This window comes from Rhodococcus chondri (genome assembly GCF_036327435.1).
Lineage (GTDB): Bacteria > Actinomycetota > Actinomycetes > Mycobacteriales > Mycobacteriaceae > Rhodococcus > Rhodococcus chondri.
This window is the reverse complement of the sequence record NZ_JAUZMZ010000107.1, coordinates 1-16,662: the sequence shown is the minus strand read 5'-3', so window position 1 is coordinate 16,662 and position 16,662 is coordinate 1. Positions and strand designations below refer to the sequence as shown.

Sequence of the window (16,662 nt, the reverse complement as noted above, 5' to 3'; positions counted from 1 at the left end):
TCACCGCAGCCGCATCGCCCACCCGGCGGTGCGGCGCGGATGGCTCGAACAGGGTCCCGGCCCGACCGACCGCCGCGGCAGCGACGAGTTCGTCGCCGTGTCGTGGGACGAACTGATCGAGTTGCTCGCGGGCGAACTGCGGCGTGTGAAAGACACGCACGGTAACCGCGCGATCTTCGGCGGCTCCTACGGCTGGTCCGCGCCGGGCCGGTTCCATCATGCGCAGAGCCAGGTGCACCGCTTCCTCAAACAGTTCGGCGGCTACACTGCCTCGAGGTACAGCTACTCCCTGGGCGCGACCGGTGTCGTCATGCCGCACGTCGTCGGCACCCACTGGAAACTCTTCGCCCGAGCGACCAATTGGGACATCATCGCTCGCAGCACCGACCTGATGGTGTGCTTCGGCGGTGTACCGGTGAAGAACACCGGTGCCAACGACGGTGGTACCAGTGACCACCCGACCCGCTCCGCGCTCGACGATCTGCGCGCGCGGGGAGGGAAGATCGTCTCGATCAGCCCGATCGCCGACGACATCCACGGCGAAGCAGAGCGCATCACGCCGATCCCGGGCACCGACGTCGCGGTGATGCTCGGGCTGGCCTACGTCCTGGCCACCGAAGGCCTGGCCGACCGCGCGTTCCTCGACCGGTACTGCGTCGGCTACGACGTGTTCGAGCGTTACCTTCTCGGCGACACCGACGGACTGCCCAAGACCCCCGAGTGGGCCGCCTCGATTGCTCGTGTCGACGCCCGCGTTCTCCGCGACCTCGCCCGCCGCATGGCCGCCGGACGCACCCTCGTCTGCGTCACCTGGTCGTTGCAGCGTGTCCGGCACGGCGAGCAGGCCCCGTGGATGGGTGTGACGCTCGCGGCGATGCTCGGCCGGATCGGCTTACCCGGAGCAGGATTCGGGCACGGCTACGGGTCCATGAACGAACCGGGTCTTGCGCCGGTGCCCTATCCGCTGCCCACCCTGTTCCAGGGCAACAACCCCGTCGACGACGTGATCCCCGTCGCCGCGATCGCCGATATGCTGCTGCATCCCGGCGAGCCGTACGACCTCGACGGTGAACGTCGCACGTTCCCCGACATCCGGTTGGTGTACTGGGCCGGCGGCAATCCGTTCCATCACCATCAGGACCTCGGTCGCCTTCGACGCGCTCTCACTCGGCCCGACACGATCGTCGTACACGATCCGTACTGGACGCCGATGGCGAAACACGCCGACATCGTCGTGCCGTCCACCACGTCGCTCGAACGCGAGGATCTCGCGTGCACCCGCAACGATGCACTGATGGTCGCGATGCACCCGGTTGCGCCGCGACACGCACAGGCCCGCGACGACTACGACGTGTTCGCGGCACTGTCCCGGCGCCTCGGTTTCGGTGAACGGTTCACCGAGAACAGGACTTCGGCGCAGTGGGTGCGGCACCTCTACGAGCAATGGCAGCGGTTCGTTCACGCCGACGGCGGGGACGCTCCCGACTACGACGAGTTCCTCGCGCGCGGACACGTCGCGATGCGCACCGAGGACGATCTCGTCCTTTTCTCGGAATTCCGATCCGACCCGGACAAGAACCCGCTGACCACCCCGAGCGGTCGTATCGAAATCTTCTCCGAGACGATCGCCGGGTTCGGCTACGACGACTGTGCGGGACATCCCCGGTGGTACGAACCGGAGGAATGGCTCGGGGGAGAACGGGCCGCGACGTTTCCCCTGCACCTGATCGCCAATCAGCCCGCCACCCGATTCCACTCCCAACTCGACCACGGTGCGGTCAGTCAGGCCTCGAAGGTGCGTGGCCGTGAACCGATACGGCTGCACCCCGACGACGCCGCATCACGCGGTATCGCCGACGGAGACGCGGTGCGGGTGTTCAACGACCGGGGTGCGTGCCTGGCCGGGGCGGTGCTCGACGACGGACTGCTGCCGGGCGTCGTCCAGCTTGCGACCGGCGCCTGGTACGACCCGCTCGATCCGGCCGACCCGAACTCGATGTGCGTGCACGGCAACGTCAACGTGCTCACCCCCGATGTAGGAACCTCGCGGCTCTCCCGCGGATGCACGGGCCAGCATGTGCTGGTCGAAGTGGAACGGTTCGACGGCACGCTGCCCCCGATCCGTGCCTACGACCCACCCGTCGTCCTGGAGCGCCGACCGCAGGACAGCGGCTAGCCTCGAGTCATGAGCTCGAATCCGTTCGACGCGGTGTTGTTCGACTTCTCCGGCACGTTGTTCCGGCTGCAGGAGGACGAGAGCTGGATGGAGGGCATCACCGACGATCGTGGCGAGGCATTCGATGTCCACCGGCAGGCAGAGGTGATGCGGCGGCTCACCGCCCCGACCGGCCAGCCTGTGGAGATGGACGCCGAGGAACACCACGCGTGGATCAACCGCGACCGCGATCCACGGTGGCACCGCGATGCGTACCTCACCGTGCTCCGTAGGTCCGGTGTTGCCGATCCCGAACAAGCGCAGGCCCTCTATGCGAAGGCGATCGACCCGATGTGCTGGACGGTGTACCCGGACGCGGTCGCGGTGATCGAAGCCCTCGCGGGTGACGAAATCGGGATCGGGGTGTTGAGCAACATCGCCTTCGACCTGCGGCCCGCATTCGCAGCCCTCGGTATCGACGACCTCGTCTCGGTGTTCGCGCTGTCATACGAGATCGGCGCGGTGAAGCCCGAACCGCGGATCTTCCGGTATGCGCTCGACGCACTGGGCGTCGCACCGGAGCGGACGTTGATGATCGGCGACAGCGAAAAGGCCGATGGCGCGGCCCGCGACCTCGGGTGCGCCTTTCAGCTCGTCGAGCCGCTCCCGACCGAAGAACGGATCGACGGCTTGTGGCAGGCGCTGCTCGCCGCCGGTCTCACTCCTTCGGAACCAGGCGCAGGGAAATCGAATTGATGCAGTACCGCTGATCCGTCGGGGTCGAGTACCCCTCGCCCTCGAAGACGTGCCCGAGATGACTGTGGCACGACGCGCACAACACCTCCACCCGCCGCATCCCCAGCGAATCGTCGGAGCGCAGGATCACCGCATCGGAATCGGCCGGATCGAAGAACGAGGGCCAGCCGCAATGCGAATGGAATTTCTCGGTGCTGCGGAACAGTGCAGCACCGCATGCCCTGCACTCGTACACACCCGCGGTTTCGGTGTCGGTGTATTCGCCGGTGTAGGGGCGCTCGGTGCCTGCCTCCCGCAGCACCGCGTACTCCGCCGGGGTGAGCCTGGCACGCCATTCCTCATCGCTGAGAGCGACCTCGGGGGAGGATTCCGATCGGGGAGTGGAAGTCATGGAGTCCACGCTAGCGCTGCGAGAGTTCCCTCGCCACGAGGCACCTGCCCGGACGGCGCTCAGGTCCGCGTCGGCTGCGGTTCGGACTCCGCTTTCGTCGTCGGCAACAGATGGGAAGGCTCGATACCGTCGCCGAGCCGGCCCTCGCGGCGTGCGGCGAGGTAGCGGTCCAGGAGCACCGCGAAGACCACGATGAGCAGGAGCGACCATCCGAACGTCGTCTTCATGTATTCGGCGGCGCGTCCGGTTTCGACCCACCGTCCGGACAACCACGAGTCGTAGCTGAGGAATCCGTACACCGCGAGCCAGGCCGGCCAGTTGCGCATCACCGAATTGGGTAGCAGCACCGTCATCAGAAGCGGGAACAGCATCATCGAGTAGTACATCTGGCCGAGGGAGCCGAGCAGGAACGACGCGCCGAGCACTACGCCGGCCGTGGTGCACACGAAGAACAGTTCGTCGTGGCGGCAGTAGCGGTACAGCAGCCACACCGAGGCCGCGACCATGACAGCGAGCGCGCCGCGCAGCAGGATGATCAGCCAGGTCGGCAATCCGTAGTACATGCCGTTTCCGACGATCGCGCTGTTGAAGTAGTCGCGGGACTCGAGCAGGTACGGCACCGTGTGTTCGACGAACTGCCATGCGTCCACGGACAGCGGCCAGGCGATGAGCGTCAATGCCAGGGGCACGCCCGCCGCGGTGAGAAACACCTTCCACTGGCCGCGCACGAGCGGCAACAACAGCAGAGGCGCGAGAATCGGTTTGACGGCGAACGTGAGTCCGAGCGCGGCACCGGCCCACAGATCACGTCGTTTGAGCAGCAACGCCAGGAATGCGATCTCGCCGAGCAGGACCAGCCCGTTGATATTGGTGAATACGAGGGTGTTCGTCACCGTCTCGGACGAGAACGCGCCGAGCACCAACAGTGGCGCGACGGGTGAGTCGAGGCGGAGACCGAACATCCGCAACAGCAGGTAGAGCGCAATGAGAATCGCGACGGCGTTCGCGATGATGAACAGCCACCGGGACCGTTCGGGATCGATCACGGCGATCGGCGAGATCAGCAGCGTCCCGGACGGCGGGTACAGGTAATGCGGGTCTACCCACTGGAAATTGGCGGTGTAGACCGGCTGCCGGTTGAGAAAGGCCAGGGCTGCGTTGTACACCGGCGTGAAGTCGTCGGTGCGGAAACCGTTGACGGCCTTGACGACGACCCGGTGCAGGACCGTGAGCACGGCCAACGGCCACGCGATGCACTTGACCACCTCCGCGGTGGTGCGGGCGGTGCGAGGCTCGAGACTGCTGAGGAACACCCCGGAACGGTACCCCGCGCGAGGTCGCACCCGCTCACGTCCCCCGCTCACCCCGAGCTGGTGTCCGCCGATCCCGGGGAAACCGTCGGCCGGCCGTCAGGCGGGGCACAGGCTGCCGTTCGGGGGCAGTTCCCCGCCGTCGAGGTAGGCCTCGATCTGTGCCTGTATGCAGGTCGAGTGCAGCGCGGCCGAATACCCGGCGCCTTGCCACGACACCGCGGCCCACGGTGCCGCGACCGCGGTCAACGCCCCGGTGACGGTTTCGAGCCCGGCGTTGCCCACCAGCGGATCGGCCGCCGCCGTCGTGACGAGTGTCGGCACACGCAACTCCGACGGCAGTGGGGGTGCGGGCATGCTCGGCCACGCAGTGCACGCGGACGCCGCGATCGCGCCGTCGGCGCCGAACAACGGATAAATCGTCGCCCAGCTCTCGCGCAGTTCGGCTGCGCGCATCGTCGTGGGCCATCGCTGACCGTCACTGCATCGCGACACGAACTGTCCGTCCGACGCGAGCATCGCTTCTGCCGGTCCGACAAGTTCGAGCAGGGGCATGACGTCCCCGTCCCGGGCCGCCGCCAGCACATCGGACAACTCACGGATGCGAGCTTGCAGATCGCCGCGCGGAGTGCCCAGAAACGCAGATATCGCAGTGAGTAGCGCGTTCGACGAGACCGGCGCCAGCGAGCCACTCGCCGCCAGGCCTTGCAACTCTTCGACGGCCGCGCGGGGATCCGGTCCGAGCGAGCAGTCCAGGGCGATGCATTGCCTGGCGAACGCGTCGAACGCTGCCTCGGCGCCCCGTACCCGGGCCTCTGCGAGCAGTTCGGCGTCTGCGTCGGCCGCGGCGGGGGAGTCGAGAACGAGCCGGCCGACGCTCTGCGGGTATTGCGCGGCATACGCCAGGGCGACGGTCGCGCCGTTTCCGATTCCGAGTACACCGAGCCGATCGACATCCCACGCTCTGCGAAGTTGATCGAGGTCGTCCGCCGCGTGGCGGGCGCCGAACATCAATTCCTGGGGCTGCAGGTAGTCGGTGCACGAGATGGTGACCTGTCGGCCGAGCTCGGCGACCCGTTCGGCGGGCTCGCCGGTGCGACCGAACTGGCCGAGATCCGCGAGGGCCCGTCGGTCCGCGCCGAACATGCAGTCGATGGTTTGCGAGGACCCGATGCCTCGGCGGTCCAGCGCCACAACGGGCCGGGCGGCGAGGAGTCCGGACAGCGGGCCGGTGGCCAGCGCGGCCACAGCCCGGCTGGACGGGATATCCGTTCCGGTGGTCAGGACCAACGGGGCGATGTCCTGCGGGGTTTCCTCCAGCCGGGCCCGGAGTACCCCGAGGGGGAACGAACCCGGAACCGATCCGGCCACGTCGATCGGTGCCGAGATTTCGGCGCATTCGAGCACGAGGCCGGTGGGGCCCGCGGGCAGGTTCAGCGCGGCGACCGTCTCGGCGGTGCAGTCCCGCCAGGCGAGCTCGTTCGCGGGCGCAGGCAGCTCCGGGACGGCGTCCGGTGTCTCCGACTCGGACGGTCCCGGGTCGCCCGGGTTTTCGCGGACCACCGCTACGTCGGGACGGATCGAGGGGCCGGCTCCACAGGCGGCGACCACCGCGGCCACTGCGATCCACCCCACCGCGAGCACACCGGTTCTGCGCATGCGCACAGCCTGCCAGGTGGTTGCGGGGACCGCGCGCACCGGTGGCAGGTGCGGGTTGTGGAACGAGGTCTGCGCGGTGAAGAGGCTGTGAACGGCTTGTGAAGTAGGTCGCAATCCGGCTTCGGGTGGGGAACGAGTCATTCCGCGGTCGTACCCTGGATGAATGCACGAACGTCTCGTCGACCGCAATCCGGTGGTACCCGCAGATCAGCTGGTAGCGCAGCTGGTGCCGCCCGCAATGTTCGACGAGGTGAGTTTCGCGTCGTACATCCCGGATCCGAACGAGCCCAGCCAGGCGGCCGCGGTGGCGGCCGCGGAAGCGTTCGTCGGCAAGATCACGAAGATCCGCGGCGGCAAACGCGGACTGTTCGGCCGCAAGGCGCCCTCCCAGGGTGCCGGTCTGTACCTGGACGGCGGGTTCGGTGTCGGCAAGACCCACCTGCTGGCCTCGATCTTCCACAGCGCTCCCTCGCCCAAGGCCTTCGGTACTTTCGTCGAGCTCACCCATGTGGTGGGAGCGTTGGGCTTCAACAAGGCGGTCGTCGAACTCTCGAACCACAGTGTCCTGTGCATCGATGAGTTCGAGCTCGACGATCCCGGCGACACGATGCTGGTGTCGCGGTTGCTCACCGAGTTGTCCGCGCGCGGAGTATCGATCGTCGCAACGTCCAATACCTTGCCCGGACAGCTCGGCGAGGGCCGGTTCGCGGCTCAGGACTTCCTGCGCGAGATCAAGAAACTCGGCTCGATCTTCGAGACGATTCGGGTGGACGGTCCGGACTACCGCCATCGTGACCTGCCGCCCGCTCCCGACCCGGTCGACTCCGACGAACTCGTCGGGCGTGCCGAACAGGTCGACGGCGCCACACTCGACAACTTCGACGCACTGTGCGTGCATTTGAGTACGCTGCATCCGTCGCGGTACGGCAAGCTCGTCGAAGGTGTCTCCGCGGTGTTCCTGGACGGAGTGCACCCGGCGCAGGATCAGTCCGTCGCGCTGCGCCTGGTGGTGCTGGCCGACCGCCTGTACGACGCGAGCATTCCGGTCACGGTTGCCGGTGCCAAGCTCGACGAGATCTTCACTGCCGAGATGCTGGCCGGCGGCTACCGCAAGAAATACCTGCGCGCGACCTCCCGGCTGCTCGCCCTGTCCCGGTTCGAGGTCGCGGCCGGCTAGAGCCTGCGCTGCATGACGTAGTCGTCGAAGAGCCGGCTACCCATCACGAAGGTGCGTGTGCCCACCACCGCGAATCCGTTCTTCTCGTAGAACCGTCGTGCTCGTGCGTTCAGCTGGTTCACCCCCAGCCACAGCCCGGCCCGGTTCGCGGCGAGGCCGCGCTCGACGATGGCCGCCATCAGAGCGGTGGAAACGCCCGTGCCGTGATGGCCGGGTAGCACGTACATCTTGCTGATCTCGATCGCGGGGCGCGCGTCGATCATCGCCTCGATCTCCGGACTCGCGGGCGGTGCATCGACAGCCATGAGGTAGCCGACGATCTCGTCCCCGGCCGTTGCCTTGAGAACGATCCGGTGGGGATCGGTCAGATACTCGCTGAACCTCTCGGCGGAAAGCGCTTCGTCGACGAATGCGGCGATGTCTTCGCGGGTGGCGTCGGGTGGGCATGCGAGCGGGAACGTAGCGGCTGCGACGTCTGCGAGGACTTCGGCATCCCAGATCCCTGCCTGCTCGACCGACACGGGCGAGGCGGATTCACGGAGCGACGGCGTGGACATGAACCCAGTGAACCACTCGTGTCGTTCCTGCCGGGGGAGGCCCCGGAAATGGCTGAACCCCAGCCTTGGATGGGGGGTCATGGCTGGGGTTCATCACCATCGGGGGGGATGGCACTCCTTACGATACCTGAGGGATTCCTCAGGTTCCACTTGCTCGGGTTCGCTGACGGATACGGGGCATTTGCGTAGCGCTCCGGGACGCTCTACAGTTGGCCGCTATGAAGCGCGTACTCGTAGTTCACCGCCGTAGCGGGGTCTGATTCGGACCGACCCCTCGCTGCGGGTCGTTGAGCTACGCGTCGGTCCTTCCTCCTCGTGGAAGACCAACTCCGATGAACGCCTTCACTTCGATTTCTTCTCCTGCCGATGCGCGCTTCCGTGCCTACTCCGGATGCGCTCCGGCCTCGGATCCCGCCGGGTCGCTCGACCCGTTCGCGGCGCGCTACGGCCGCAAGCTTCCGCTCGCGCTGCGAGCCGAGGCGGCCGGTATGGCCTGGTCCGACTTCTCCGCCACGTATGCACCCCAGCACGGACCGGTGCGTCTGGGTGGCTGGTCTGCCACGGCGCTGGCGGCGGGGCGCAACTGCTACGAGGCGACCGTGGCTGTGGGCGATACCATCCACACCGCTTCGGAGATTGCGAGCGGACCCGTCGCGGGTATGACGGCGATGATGCACGACCTCGGGCTGCAGCTCGAGATCCTGTCGTTCCACCGCCACGATCTGGGCGGCACCCACACGACGTTCATCCTGTGTGAGGCAGGCGAGCGCCGGGCATGGGCGATGGGTCTCGGTGCCACCGGGACGGAGTCGACCCTGCGGGCGATGATCGCCGGCGTGAACCGGATGCACTCCGACCGCTGAGTTCGGGCGGCAACAGTGAAGGCCCCCTCCGGAAACCGGAGGGGGCCTTCACTGTTCGATGGTGCGCGATACTGGGATTGAACCAGTGACCTCTTCCGTGTCAGGGAAGCGCTCTCCCGCTGAGCTAATCGCGCGGGCTGTCGTCGAAAAATGGAGCGGATGACGGGATTCGAACCCGCGACCCTCACCTTGGCAAGGTGATGCGCTACCAGCTGCGCTACATCCGCATGCACGTGATGAACAACCCGATCGAACCCACGTGCAGGTCGATCGGTGGTGCGCGATACTGGGATTGAACCAGTGACCTCTTCCGTGTCAGGGAAGCGCTCTCCCGCTGAGCTAATCGCGCGAGGTGGAGACGGGAATCGAACCCGTGTGCACGGCTTTGCAGGCCGTTGCCTCACCACTCGGCCACTCCACCGTAAAAGGTCGAGTCCAACCTCTCGAGCGGATGACGGGATTCGAACCCGCGACCCTCACCTTGGCAAGGTGATGCGCTACCAGCTGCGCTACATCCGCATCGCACCGTCGGCGTTGTGCTCTCCGGGGTGCGGTTGAGAACATTAGCCGACCATTGAGGAAACACACAAATCTGCAGGTCAGATGACGAAATCCTGCCGATCGTGACGGCTCGGCCTTCAGGCAGTGACGTACCGGCGCCGGTGAACTGCGTCGGTGCCGGCGCGTAACGGCTGCGGGACGTCTGCGTTCGAAGGCCGGCGGAGGCGGACCGGCCGCGTGCGGAAGCGGCTCCCCGGTCGGCCTGACCTGGCGATTCGTGTTCGAGTGGAGAGCGTGTTAATGTTCCTTTCCGTTCGAGCCGCTTCGCAGCGGCGCGGTCCCGTGGCTCAGTGGAAGAGCGTCCCGTTCACACCGGGAAGGTCGCTGGTTCGATCCCAGCCGGGACCACCGTCTCGACGATCAGAAGTCTCGACAGTGACCAAGGGCACCCTGCCGCAGGGTGCCCTTTTTGCGTACCGTGACTTGTGACTGCTGAGCACGGCGTGGCTGATGGGGCTGTGGCACGCACGAAGACCCCTACCGTTTCCGACGATGTAAACGGACATGGGCGCGGGTACCCGGCGTTCCGCCACCAAGAATTCATGTTCACGAGATCTCGTGTGTTCGAGGAGGATGCGCTTAGATGAGTGTCGCGGACAGCGAGTGGCCGGTCGTGGGGGCGACGGGGGCACGATTCGGCTCCGGCCGAGCGCGTCGCCGCCGGCACTCTGCGGAAGCAGGGAACACGTCGGCAGGCACTGCGTCTCACGCATCCGCCGAAGACAACATCCGGTCGGGCGGCGCGGTGGCCGCGGATTACGGAGCGAAGGGCCACGTCGCCGAAACGCTGTCGGAATCCGGGACCACCACAGGAAATGGGGACATGGAACAGGCACAGACATCTTTCGTGCGTCCGTTCGTCCGCAGTGGCGGACGAACGCGCGCCGAGGTCGAGCTTCCACTCGAAGTACTGGTATCCGCGGTCCCGTCCGCGCTGGGAAGCGATGCGGGTCCGGCCATGGCGGATCATCGACTGGTGCTCGGTCTCTGCGCGCAGCCACGCTCGATCATGGAGGTCGCGGCCCTGGCAGGAATGCCGCTCGGTGTCGCCAGGGTGCTGGTGGGCGATCTCGCCGCCACAGGGGAGCTGACCGTGCACCGCACCGCCGACGGTGTCGGCCCCGGTGCCGCATTACTCCACAGAGTCCTCAGTGGGCTGCAGGAACTCTGACCCGGCACCGGTTTATCCGCATGTCCGTGCGAAGTGTTGTCGGCTCCCTGTGTTCGGGGTGGTGCGCTGTGTCGATAGCATGATGGGGTTGCCGGCGCGCACCGATGCGTACCTCCGGTGACAGCCCGTATCTGGCATCGAGCCGAGGAGTTCACCACAGTGACCACGCCCGCATCCGCGAAAACCGCCACGCTCGTCCGGGTGCCCGCGGGAACCACTGCCGGTGCCGCCGTGCGCGAGGCCGGATTGTCGGTCAAGGGACCGGACGCGATCGTGGTCGTCCGTGACGACGAGGGCACTCTGCGCGACCTCGCCTGGGCACCCGAAACGGACGTCGAGGTCGAACCCGTCGCGGCCGACACCGAGGACGGTCGCAGTGTCATCCGGCACTCGGCCGCGCACGTGCTCGCACAGGCGGTGCAGCAGGAGTTTCCCGAGGCCAAGCTCGGCATCGGCCCCCCGATCCGCGACGGCTTCTACTACGACTTCCAGGTCGAGCGTCCCTTCACGCCCGAGGACCTCGCGAAACTCGAGAAGCGCATGAAGAAGATCGTCAAGGACGCGCAGCGCTTCTCCCGCCGGGTTGTCGACAGCATCGAGGAAGCGCGCGTCGAGCTGGCCGACGAGCCGTTCAAGCTCGAACTGATCGACGACAAATCGGGGATCGACGACCCCGAGATCATGGAGGTCGGCGGCAAGGAGCTGACCATCTACGACAATCTCAATCCCCGCACCGGCGACCTCGTCTGGAAAGACCTGTGTCGCGGTCCGCACCTGCCGACGACCAAGCACATCCCGGCGTTCAGGCTCACCCGGAGCTCCGCTGCCTACTGGCGCGGCGACCAGGACAACGCCGGTCTGCAGCGCATCTACGGCACCGCGTGGGAGTCGTCCGAGGCTCTCGACAAGCACCTCGAACTCCTCGCCGAGGCCGAACGTCGTGATCATCGCAAGCTGGGCACCGAACTCGATCTGTTCTCGTTCCCCGACGAACTCGGCTCGGGACTGCCCGTGTTCCACCCCAAGGGCGGCATCATCCGCCAGGAGATGGAGAACTACTCGCGGCAGCGGCACGTCGAGGCGGGCTACGACTTCGTGTACTCGCCGCACATCACCAAGGGCAAGCTGTACGAGGTGTCGGGCCATCTCGACTGGTACCGCGACGGCATGTTCCCTGCCATGCACATCGACGAGGAACTGGACGACGACGGCACCGTCCGCAAGCCCGGTCAGGACTACTACCTCAAGCCCATGAACTGCCCGATGCACGACCTGATCTTCCGGTCGCGCGGGCGTTCCTATCGTGAACTGCCACTGCGCATGTTCGAATTCGGCTCGGTCTATCGCTACGAGAAGTCCGGTGTGATCCACGGCCTCACGCGTGTACGCGGCATGACGCAGGACGACGCTCACATCTTCTGCACCCCGGATCAGATGCGCGACGAGCTCACGAGCGTGCTGAACTTCATTCTCGACCTGCTCAAGGATTACGGGCTCGACGACTACTACCTGGAACTGTCCACCAAGAACCCCAAGAAGTTCGTCGGCAGCGACGAACTGTGGGAGGTTGCGACCGAGACTCTGCGCTCGGTCGGCGAGGCATCCGGTCTGGACCTCGTCCCGGATCCGGGTGGCGCGGCGTTCTACGGTCCCAAGATTTCCGTGCAGGTCAACGATGCACTGGGCCGGAACTGGCAGATGTCGACCATTCAGCTCGACTTCAATCTGCCCGAGCGGTTCGAGCTCGAATACACCGGTGCGGACGGCGGCAAGCACCGGCCGGTGATGATTCACCGTGCGCTGTTCGGTTCCCTCGAACGGTTCTTCGGGGTTCTCACCGAGCACTACGCGGGTGCGTTCCCGGCGTGGCTGTCGCCGGTGCAGGTGGTCGGCATTCCGGTCGCGGCGGACTTCGAAGAGCACCTGTTCGATGTCGTGGGGAAGCTGAAGGCAGAGGGCATCCGGGCAGAGGTGGATGCGTCCGACGACCGGATGCAGAAGAAGATCCGCAACCACACGACGCAGAAGGTGCCGTTCATGCTGCTCGCCGGTGAGCGCGACGTCACCGCGGGGGCGGTCAGCTTCCGCTTCCGCGACGGCACACAGATCAACGGTGTGCCCGTCGACGAGGCGGTGCGCGTCGTCGCCGACTGGGTTCGCCGACGGGACAACGCTTCCCCGACCGCAGCGCTGGTGCGGGTCGAGGGGCAGGAGGCCGGGTCGTGAGCGGCGACGGGGACAGCGGCGCCGCCGACACATCCGACGCGATGATAGACCGGGGTGTGGGCGAGCCCGACCACCTGCAGCGGTTGTGGTCGCCGCACCGCATGTCCTACATCACCGAATCACCGGGTGCACGCGACCAGCCGTACGAGCCGTTCACCGACATTCCGACCATGTCCGACGAGGAAGGTCTCGTGGTCGCGCGAGGAGAACTGGTGTACGCGGTGCTCAACCTGTACCCGTACAACCCCGGCCATCTGATGGTGGTGCCGTACCGGCGCGTCGCGAATCTCGAGGACCTCACCCCCGAGGAGACCTCGGAACTCATGTCGTTCGCGCAGCATGCGCTTCGCGTGATCAAGAAGGTGTCGCGGCCGCACGGATTCAATGTCGGCCTCAACCTCGGGGCCGCGGCCGGAGGGTCGCTCTCTGAGCACCTGCACCTGCATGTCGTCCCGCGATGGGGCGGGGACGCGAACTTCATCACCGTCCTCGGGGGGTCCAAGGTGATGGTGCAGCTACTGCGCGATACCCGTGCGTTGCTGGCCTCGGCATGGACCGAGTGAGGCACCTCGGCACACTGCTCGACCCCGCGGCACAGTCCGGCCCCTGCACATATCGCGACCGTGCGGGACGTTCCGTCCGTGCGCGTGGCAGGATCATGGACCGGACACAACGGACGGAATCGAGAGCGGGGGTCGCGGAATGCTGAGCTTCTTCGGGCGCGCATCGGTGTCGAAGGCCACCGCTCCGCTCGGTAGGGCCTTGAACCGCACCGGACTCACTCCCGATGCCGTCACATTGATCGGCACGGTCGCCACCATTGCGGCGGCCGTGACGTTGTTCCCGATGGGCTACCTGCTCGTCGGTGCCCTCGTCATTGCCCTGTTCGTGATGTTCGACATGCTCGACGGGGCGATGGCCCGGGCCCGCGGCGGCGGCACCCGTTTCGGCGCGGTGCTCGACGCCACCTGCGACCGGGTCGCCGACGGTGCGATCTTCGCCGGTCTTGCCTGGTGGGCGGTCTACCACGAGCAACACCGTCTGCTGTTCGTCGCAACCTTGATCTGCCTGGTGTGCTCGCAGGTCATCTCGTACGCAAAGGCACGCGCCGAGGCGAGCGGACTGTCGGCCGACGGCGGCCTCATCGAACGCCCCGACCGGCTCGTCATCGTTCTTATCGGCGCCGCCCTCACCGGACTCGGTGTCGACTGGGCGCTTCACATCGCGATGTGGCTGCTCGCAGCGGGTTCCGTGATCACCGTGTTCCAGCGCGTCCTCGCGGTCCGCCGATCGCCGGGAGCCCGCGATCTGTTGCCGCTCCCGTCCGGAGCCACCGGCACCGCAGCCGGGGACGGTGAGCAGCGGTGAGCAGCGTCGAGCGTGCCTCCGCCCTCGGCTATGCGGCGGGTTGGCGTGTCGTGCGCGCCCTTCCCGAGAATCTGTCCCGCCGTCTGTTCGATGCCGGCGCGGATTACACGGCCCGCAGGAACGGCGGGCCACAGCAACTCCGCCGAAATCTCGCCCGTGTGCTCGGCGTGCCCCCCGAGCAGGTGCCCGACGACCTGATCCGCCGATCTGTGCGTTCGTACGCCCGCTACTGGCGCGAAGCGTTCAGATTGCCGTCGATGGACCTGGATGCCACCGCCGCCGCGATCGATTCTGCGGTCATGGGCCAGGAACATCTCGACTCCGCGCTCGCCGCCGGACGCGGCGCGATACTGGCCTTGCCGCACAGCGGCAACTGGGACATCGCCGGGGTGTGGTGTGTGCGGCACTGCGATGGTTTGACAACCGTGGCCGAGCGACTGCGTCCGGAGTCGCTGTACCAGCGCTTCGTCGACTACCGGGAGAGCCTCGGGTTCGAGATCCTTCCTCTCAGCGGCGGCGACAGTCCACCGTTTCCCGAGCTCGGTGCGCGGCTGAGGGCGAACAAGGTGGTGTGCCTACTCGGCGAACGCGACCTCGCCCGCAAGGGTGTGCCCGTGACCTTCTTCGGTGAGAACACCCGCATGCCGGCCGGACCGGCGAAGCTCGCCATCGAAACGGGCGCCGCACTGCTGCCCGTCCACTGCTGGTTCACAGAGAACGGGTGGGGATTCCGCGTCCACCCCGAGATCGACGTCTCCGAGGGCGTCGAATCGGCCACCCAGTCGCTCGCGGACCATTTCGCGGCGGACATCGCCGAGCACCCGGCGGATTGGCACATGCTGCAGCCGCTCTGGCTCGACGATCTTTCCGACGCGCGACGTGCCCGAATGGAGGCGTAGTTGAAGATCGGCATGGTCTGCCCGTACTCGTTCGATGTTCCGGGGGGAGTGCAGGCGCACGTCGTCGATCTCGCGGAGGTGCTCATTTCCCGCGGTCACGACGTCAGTGTGCTTGCTCCCGCATCGGAGACCACTGCCCTCCCACCTTTCGTGGTGTCGGCAGGACGAGCGGTCGCGATCCCCTACAACGGTTCGGTCGCGCGGCTGAGCTTCGGCCCGGTGTCCTATTCACGGGTACGACGCTGGATCAACGACAACAACTTCGACGTACTGCACATCCACGAGCCCAACGCGCCGAGTTTGTCGATGCTTGCGCTGAAGATCGCGGAGGGTCCCATCGTCGCAACCTTCCACACCTCCACCACCAAGTCGCTGGTGCTGAGCACCTTCCAGAGTGTGCTCCAGCCCTACCTGGAGAAGATCGCGGGCCGGATTGCGGTGTCCGAACTTGCGCGGCGGTGGCAGGTCACCTCGCTCGGCGGCGATGCCGTGGAGATCCCCAACGGCGTCGACGTTCCGCACTTCGCGCACGCACCGATGCTGCCGGGGTATCCGCGCCCCGGGCGGACGGTCCTGTTCCTCGGCCGCTTCGACGAACCCCGTAAGGGAATGGCAGTGCTGATCGGGGCGCTGCCGGCGCTCGTGGCGCGCTGTCCCGACATCGAAATCCTCGTCGTCGGACGTGGCGACGAGGACCGGCTGCGCAAGGAGGCCGGTCCGCATGCCCGGCACCTGAGGTTCCTCGGGCAGGTCGACGACGACGAGAAGGCGTCCGCCATGCGCAGCGCGGACGTGTACTGCGCCCCGAACCTCGGCGGGGAAAGCTTCGGAATCGTCCTGGTGGAGGCGATGGCATCGGGCACTGCGGTGGTCGCGGCCGAGCTCGACGCCTTTCGCCGGGTACTGCGTGACGGGCGGGCCGGAGTGCTCGTCCCCGTAGGCGATTCCGACGCACTGGCCGAGGGACTTCTCGAGGTGCTCGCCGACGACGCCCGTCGTCGGTCTCTCGTGGAGGCCGGCGACGAAATCGTCGGAGCCTACGACTGGCCGGTGGTCGCCGAACAGATCCTGCGGGTGTACGAAACGGTCACGGTCGGCGCCGGGCCGGTGCGGGAGGTGCGGTCGTGACGCTGAGCGCTCTCACAATTCTGGTTCTGGCGCTGATCGTCGCGGTCGTGATCGCGCTCGGTCTCTGGGCCTACGCGGCCGCGAACCGGCTCGACCGGCTGCACGTACGGTCGGATCTGTCGTGGCAGGCGCTCGACGCCGCATTGGCGCGACGCGCGGTGGTGGTGCGCAGTATTGCCGCGTCCATCCCGATCGCCGAAGGGAAGCGTCTCGCGGCGCTGGCCGATCGCGCCGAACGGGCCGAACGGGCCCATCGGGAGGAGACGGAGAACGCGCTGTCCACTGCCCTCGTATCCGTCGGCACCGAGCGGTTGCGCCCGCAGCTGGTCGCCGAACTGGCCGACGCCGAGGCACGGGTACTGATCGCCCGCCGCTTCCACAACGACGCGGTCCGCGACACGTTGGCGCTGCGGACCCGTCGCCCGGTGCGCTGGTTGCACC

Annotated in this window: 14 protein-coding genes, 6 tRNA genes and 1 pseudogene; 12 read left to right on the top strand and 9 right to left on the bottom strand. The window is 66.9% G+C overall.

Features of this window, described 5'->3' with window-relative positions; genetic code table 11:
* Together Q8814_RS17645 and Q8814_RS17640 are read left to right on the top strand one after the other, a co-directional pair.
* Positions 1-2,176 (top strand): molybdopterin-dependent oxidoreductase (locus tag Q8814_RS17645; protein ID WP_330153305.1); only part of this gene is annotated, 2,176 nt, incomplete at its 5' end.
* Between the two features lie 9 nt (positions 2,177-2,185).
* Entirely contained in the window at positions 2,186-2,911 is a 726-nt protein-coding gene (locus tag Q8814_RS17640; protein ID WP_330153304.1) for an HAD family hydrolase, read from the top strand.
* On the opposite strand, the gene msrB is transcribed toward Q8814_RS17640, so the two are convergent.
* The 3 genes from msrB to Q8814_RS17625 form a co-directional block, all read right to left on the bottom strand.
* Complete coding sequence (msrB, locus tag Q8814_RS17635; RefSeq protein WP_330153303.1) at positions 2,874-3,302, bottom strand: peptide-methionine (R)-S-oxide reductase MsrB; 429 nt, start codon at positions 3,300-3,302, stop codon at positions 2,874-2,876. The two genes, Q8814_RS17640 and msrB, sit on opposite strands and share 38 nt — an antisense overlap.
* A gap of 59 nt (positions 3,303-3,361) precedes the next feature.
* On the bottom strand, positions 3,362-4,615 hold the full coding sequence (locus tag Q8814_RS17630) for a glycosyltransferase family 87 protein (RefSeq protein ID WP_330153302.1): 1,254 nt from the start codon (positions 4,613-4,615) through the stop codon (positions 3,362-3,364).
* A gap of 96 nt (positions 4,616-4,711) precedes the next feature.
* Positions 4,712-6,271, bottom strand: a complete 1,560-nt coding sequence (locus tag Q8814_RS17625) for an alpha/beta fold hydrolase (protein ID WP_330153301.1) — start codon at positions 6,269-6,271, stop codon at positions 4,712-4,714.
* Between the two features lie 163 nt (positions 6,272-6,434).
* Between Q8814_RS17625 and zapE the strand changes: the two genes are divergently transcribed.
* Positions 6,435-7,448: a cell division protein ZapE gene (gene zapE / locus Q8814_RS17620; RefSeq protein ID WP_330153300.1), complete on the top strand. Its 1,014-nt coding sequence runs from the start codon at positions 6,435-6,437 to the stop codon at positions 7,446-7,448.
* On the opposite strand, the gene Q8814_RS17615 is transcribed toward zapE, so the two are convergent.
* Positions 7,445-8,005, bottom strand: coding sequence for a GNAT family N-acetyltransferase (locus Q8814_RS17615; RefSeq protein WP_330153299.1), 561 nt, complete (start codon positions 8,003-8,005; stop codon positions 7,445-7,447). The two genes, zapE and Q8814_RS17615, sit on opposite strands and share 4 nt — an antisense overlap.
* A 332-nt stretch (positions 8,006-8,337) precedes the next feature.
* On the opposite strand from Q8814_RS17615, the gene Q8814_RS17610 reads away from it, so the two are divergent.
* A complete protein-coding gene (locus Q8814_RS17610) occupies positions 8,338-8,868 on the top strand; it encodes a 2-isopropylmalate synthase (RefSeq protein WP_330153298.1) in 531 nt (176 codons plus the stop codon).
* Positions 8,869-8,927: 59 nt separating this feature from the next.
* Here the strand turns inward: Q8814_RS17610 and Q8814_RS17605 are convergent.
* From Q8814_RS17605 to Q8814_RS17585, 5 genes are all read right to left on the bottom strand, one after another.
* Positions 8,928-9,002: transfer RNA gene (locus Q8814_RS17605), tRNA-Val, on the bottom strand.
* A gap of 17 nt (positions 9,003-9,019) precedes the next feature.
* A tRNA-Gly gene (locus Q8814_RS17600) sits at positions 9,020-9,095 on the bottom strand.
* A gap of 47 nt (positions 9,096-9,142) precedes the next feature.
* A tRNA-Val gene (locus Q8814_RS17595) sits at positions 9,143-9,217 on the bottom strand.
* A 1-nt stretch (position 9,218) separates the two neighbouring features.
* Positions 9,219-9,289 (bottom strand) — tRNA-Cys (locus tag Q8814_RS17590).
* A gap of 25 nt (positions 9,290-9,314) precedes the next feature.
* Positions 9,315-9,387 (bottom strand) — tRNA-Gly (locus tag Q8814_RS17585).
* 318 nt (positions 9,388-9,705) lie between these two features.
* Here Q8814_RS17585 and Q8814_RS17580 point away from each other — a divergent pair.
* The 8 genes and pseudogenes from Q8814_RS17580 to Q8814_RS17545 form a co-directional block, all read left to right on the top strand.
* Positions 9,706-9,777, top strand: a tRNA-Val gene (locus Q8814_RS17580).
* A gap of 235 nt (positions 9,778-10,012) precedes the next feature.
* The gene (locus Q8814_RS17575; protein ID WP_330153297.1) at positions 10,013-10,600 is read left to right on the top strand and encodes a DUF742 domain-containing protein; all 588 of its coding nucleotides are present in this window, start codon (positions 10,013-10,015) and stop codon (positions 10,598-10,600) included.
* A gap of 159 nt (positions 10,601-10,759) precedes the next feature.
* A complete protein-coding gene (gene thrS / locus Q8814_RS17570; protein WP_330153296.1) occupies positions 10,760-12,826 on the top strand; it encodes a threonine--tRNA ligase in 2,067 nt (688 codons plus the stop codon).
* Positions 12,827-12,867: 41 nt separating this feature from the next.
* On the top strand, positions 12,868-13,389 hold the full coding sequence (locus Q8814_RS17565; protein WP_330153306.1) for an HIT family protein: 522 nt from the start codon (positions 12,868-12,870) through the stop codon (positions 13,387-13,389).
* A gap of 139 nt (positions 13,390-13,528) precedes the next feature.
* Positions 13,529-14,194 (top strand): phosphatidylinositol phosphate synthase, encoded by a 666-nt coding sequence (gene pgsA, locus Q8814_RS17560; RefSeq protein ID WP_330153295.1) that lies wholly within the window; start codon positions 13,529-13,531, stop codon positions 14,192-14,194.
* Positions 14,191-15,093: a phosphatidylinositol mannoside acyltransferase gene (locus tag Q8814_RS17555; protein ID WP_330153294.1), complete on the top strand. Its 903-nt coding sequence runs from the start codon at positions 14,191-14,193 to the stop codon at positions 15,091-15,093. Before pgsA ends, Q8814_RS17555 begins: the two co-directional genes overlap by 4 nt.
* A complete protein-coding gene (locus Q8814_RS17550) occupies positions 15,094-16,221 on the top strand; it encodes a glycosyltransferase family 4 protein (RefSeq protein WP_330153293.1) in 1,128 nt (375 codons plus the stop codon).
* Positions 16,218-16,662, top strand: a pseudogene (locus Q8814_RS17545) (exopolyphosphatase); the annotation flags it as partial. The gene Q8814_RS17550 and the pseudogene Q8814_RS17545, both read left to right, overlap by 4 nt.

Coding starts and splice junctions, on each gene's coding strand:
- Q8814_RS17640 (WP_330153304.1), top strand. CDS start 2,186: ATGAGCTCGAATCCGTTCGACGCGGTGTTGTTCGACTTCTCCGGCACG.
- msrB (WP_330153303.1), bottom strand. CDS start 3,302: ATGACTTCCACTCCCCGATCGGAATCCTCCCCCGAGGTCGCTCTCAGC.
- Q8814_RS17625 (WP_330153301.1), bottom strand. CDS start 6,271: ATGCGCAGAACCGGTGTGCTCGCGGTGGGGTGGATCGCAGTGGCCGCG.
- zapE (WP_330153300.1), top strand. CDS start 6,435: ATGCACGAACGTCTCGTCGACCGCAATCCGGTGGTACCCGCAGATCAG.
- Q8814_RS17615 (WP_330153299.1), bottom strand. CDS start 8,005: ATGTCCACGCCGTCGCTCCGTGAATCCGCCTCGCCCGTGTCGGTCGAG.
- Q8814_RS17610 (WP_330153298.1), top strand. CDS start 8,338: ATGAACGCCTTCACTTCGATTTCTTCTCCTGCCGATGCGCGCTTCCGT.
- Q8814_RS17575 (WP_330153297.1), top strand. CDS start 10,013: ATGAGTGTCGCGGACAGCGAGTGGCCGGTCGTGGGGGCGACGGGGGCA.
- Q8814_RS17565 (WP_330153306.1), top strand. CDS start 12,868: ATGATAGACCGGGGTGTGGGCGAGCCCGACCACCTGCAGCGGTTGTGG.
- pgsA (WP_330153295.1), top strand. CDS start 13,529: ATGCTGAGCTTCTTCGGGCGCGCATCGGTGTCGAAGGCCACCGCTCCG.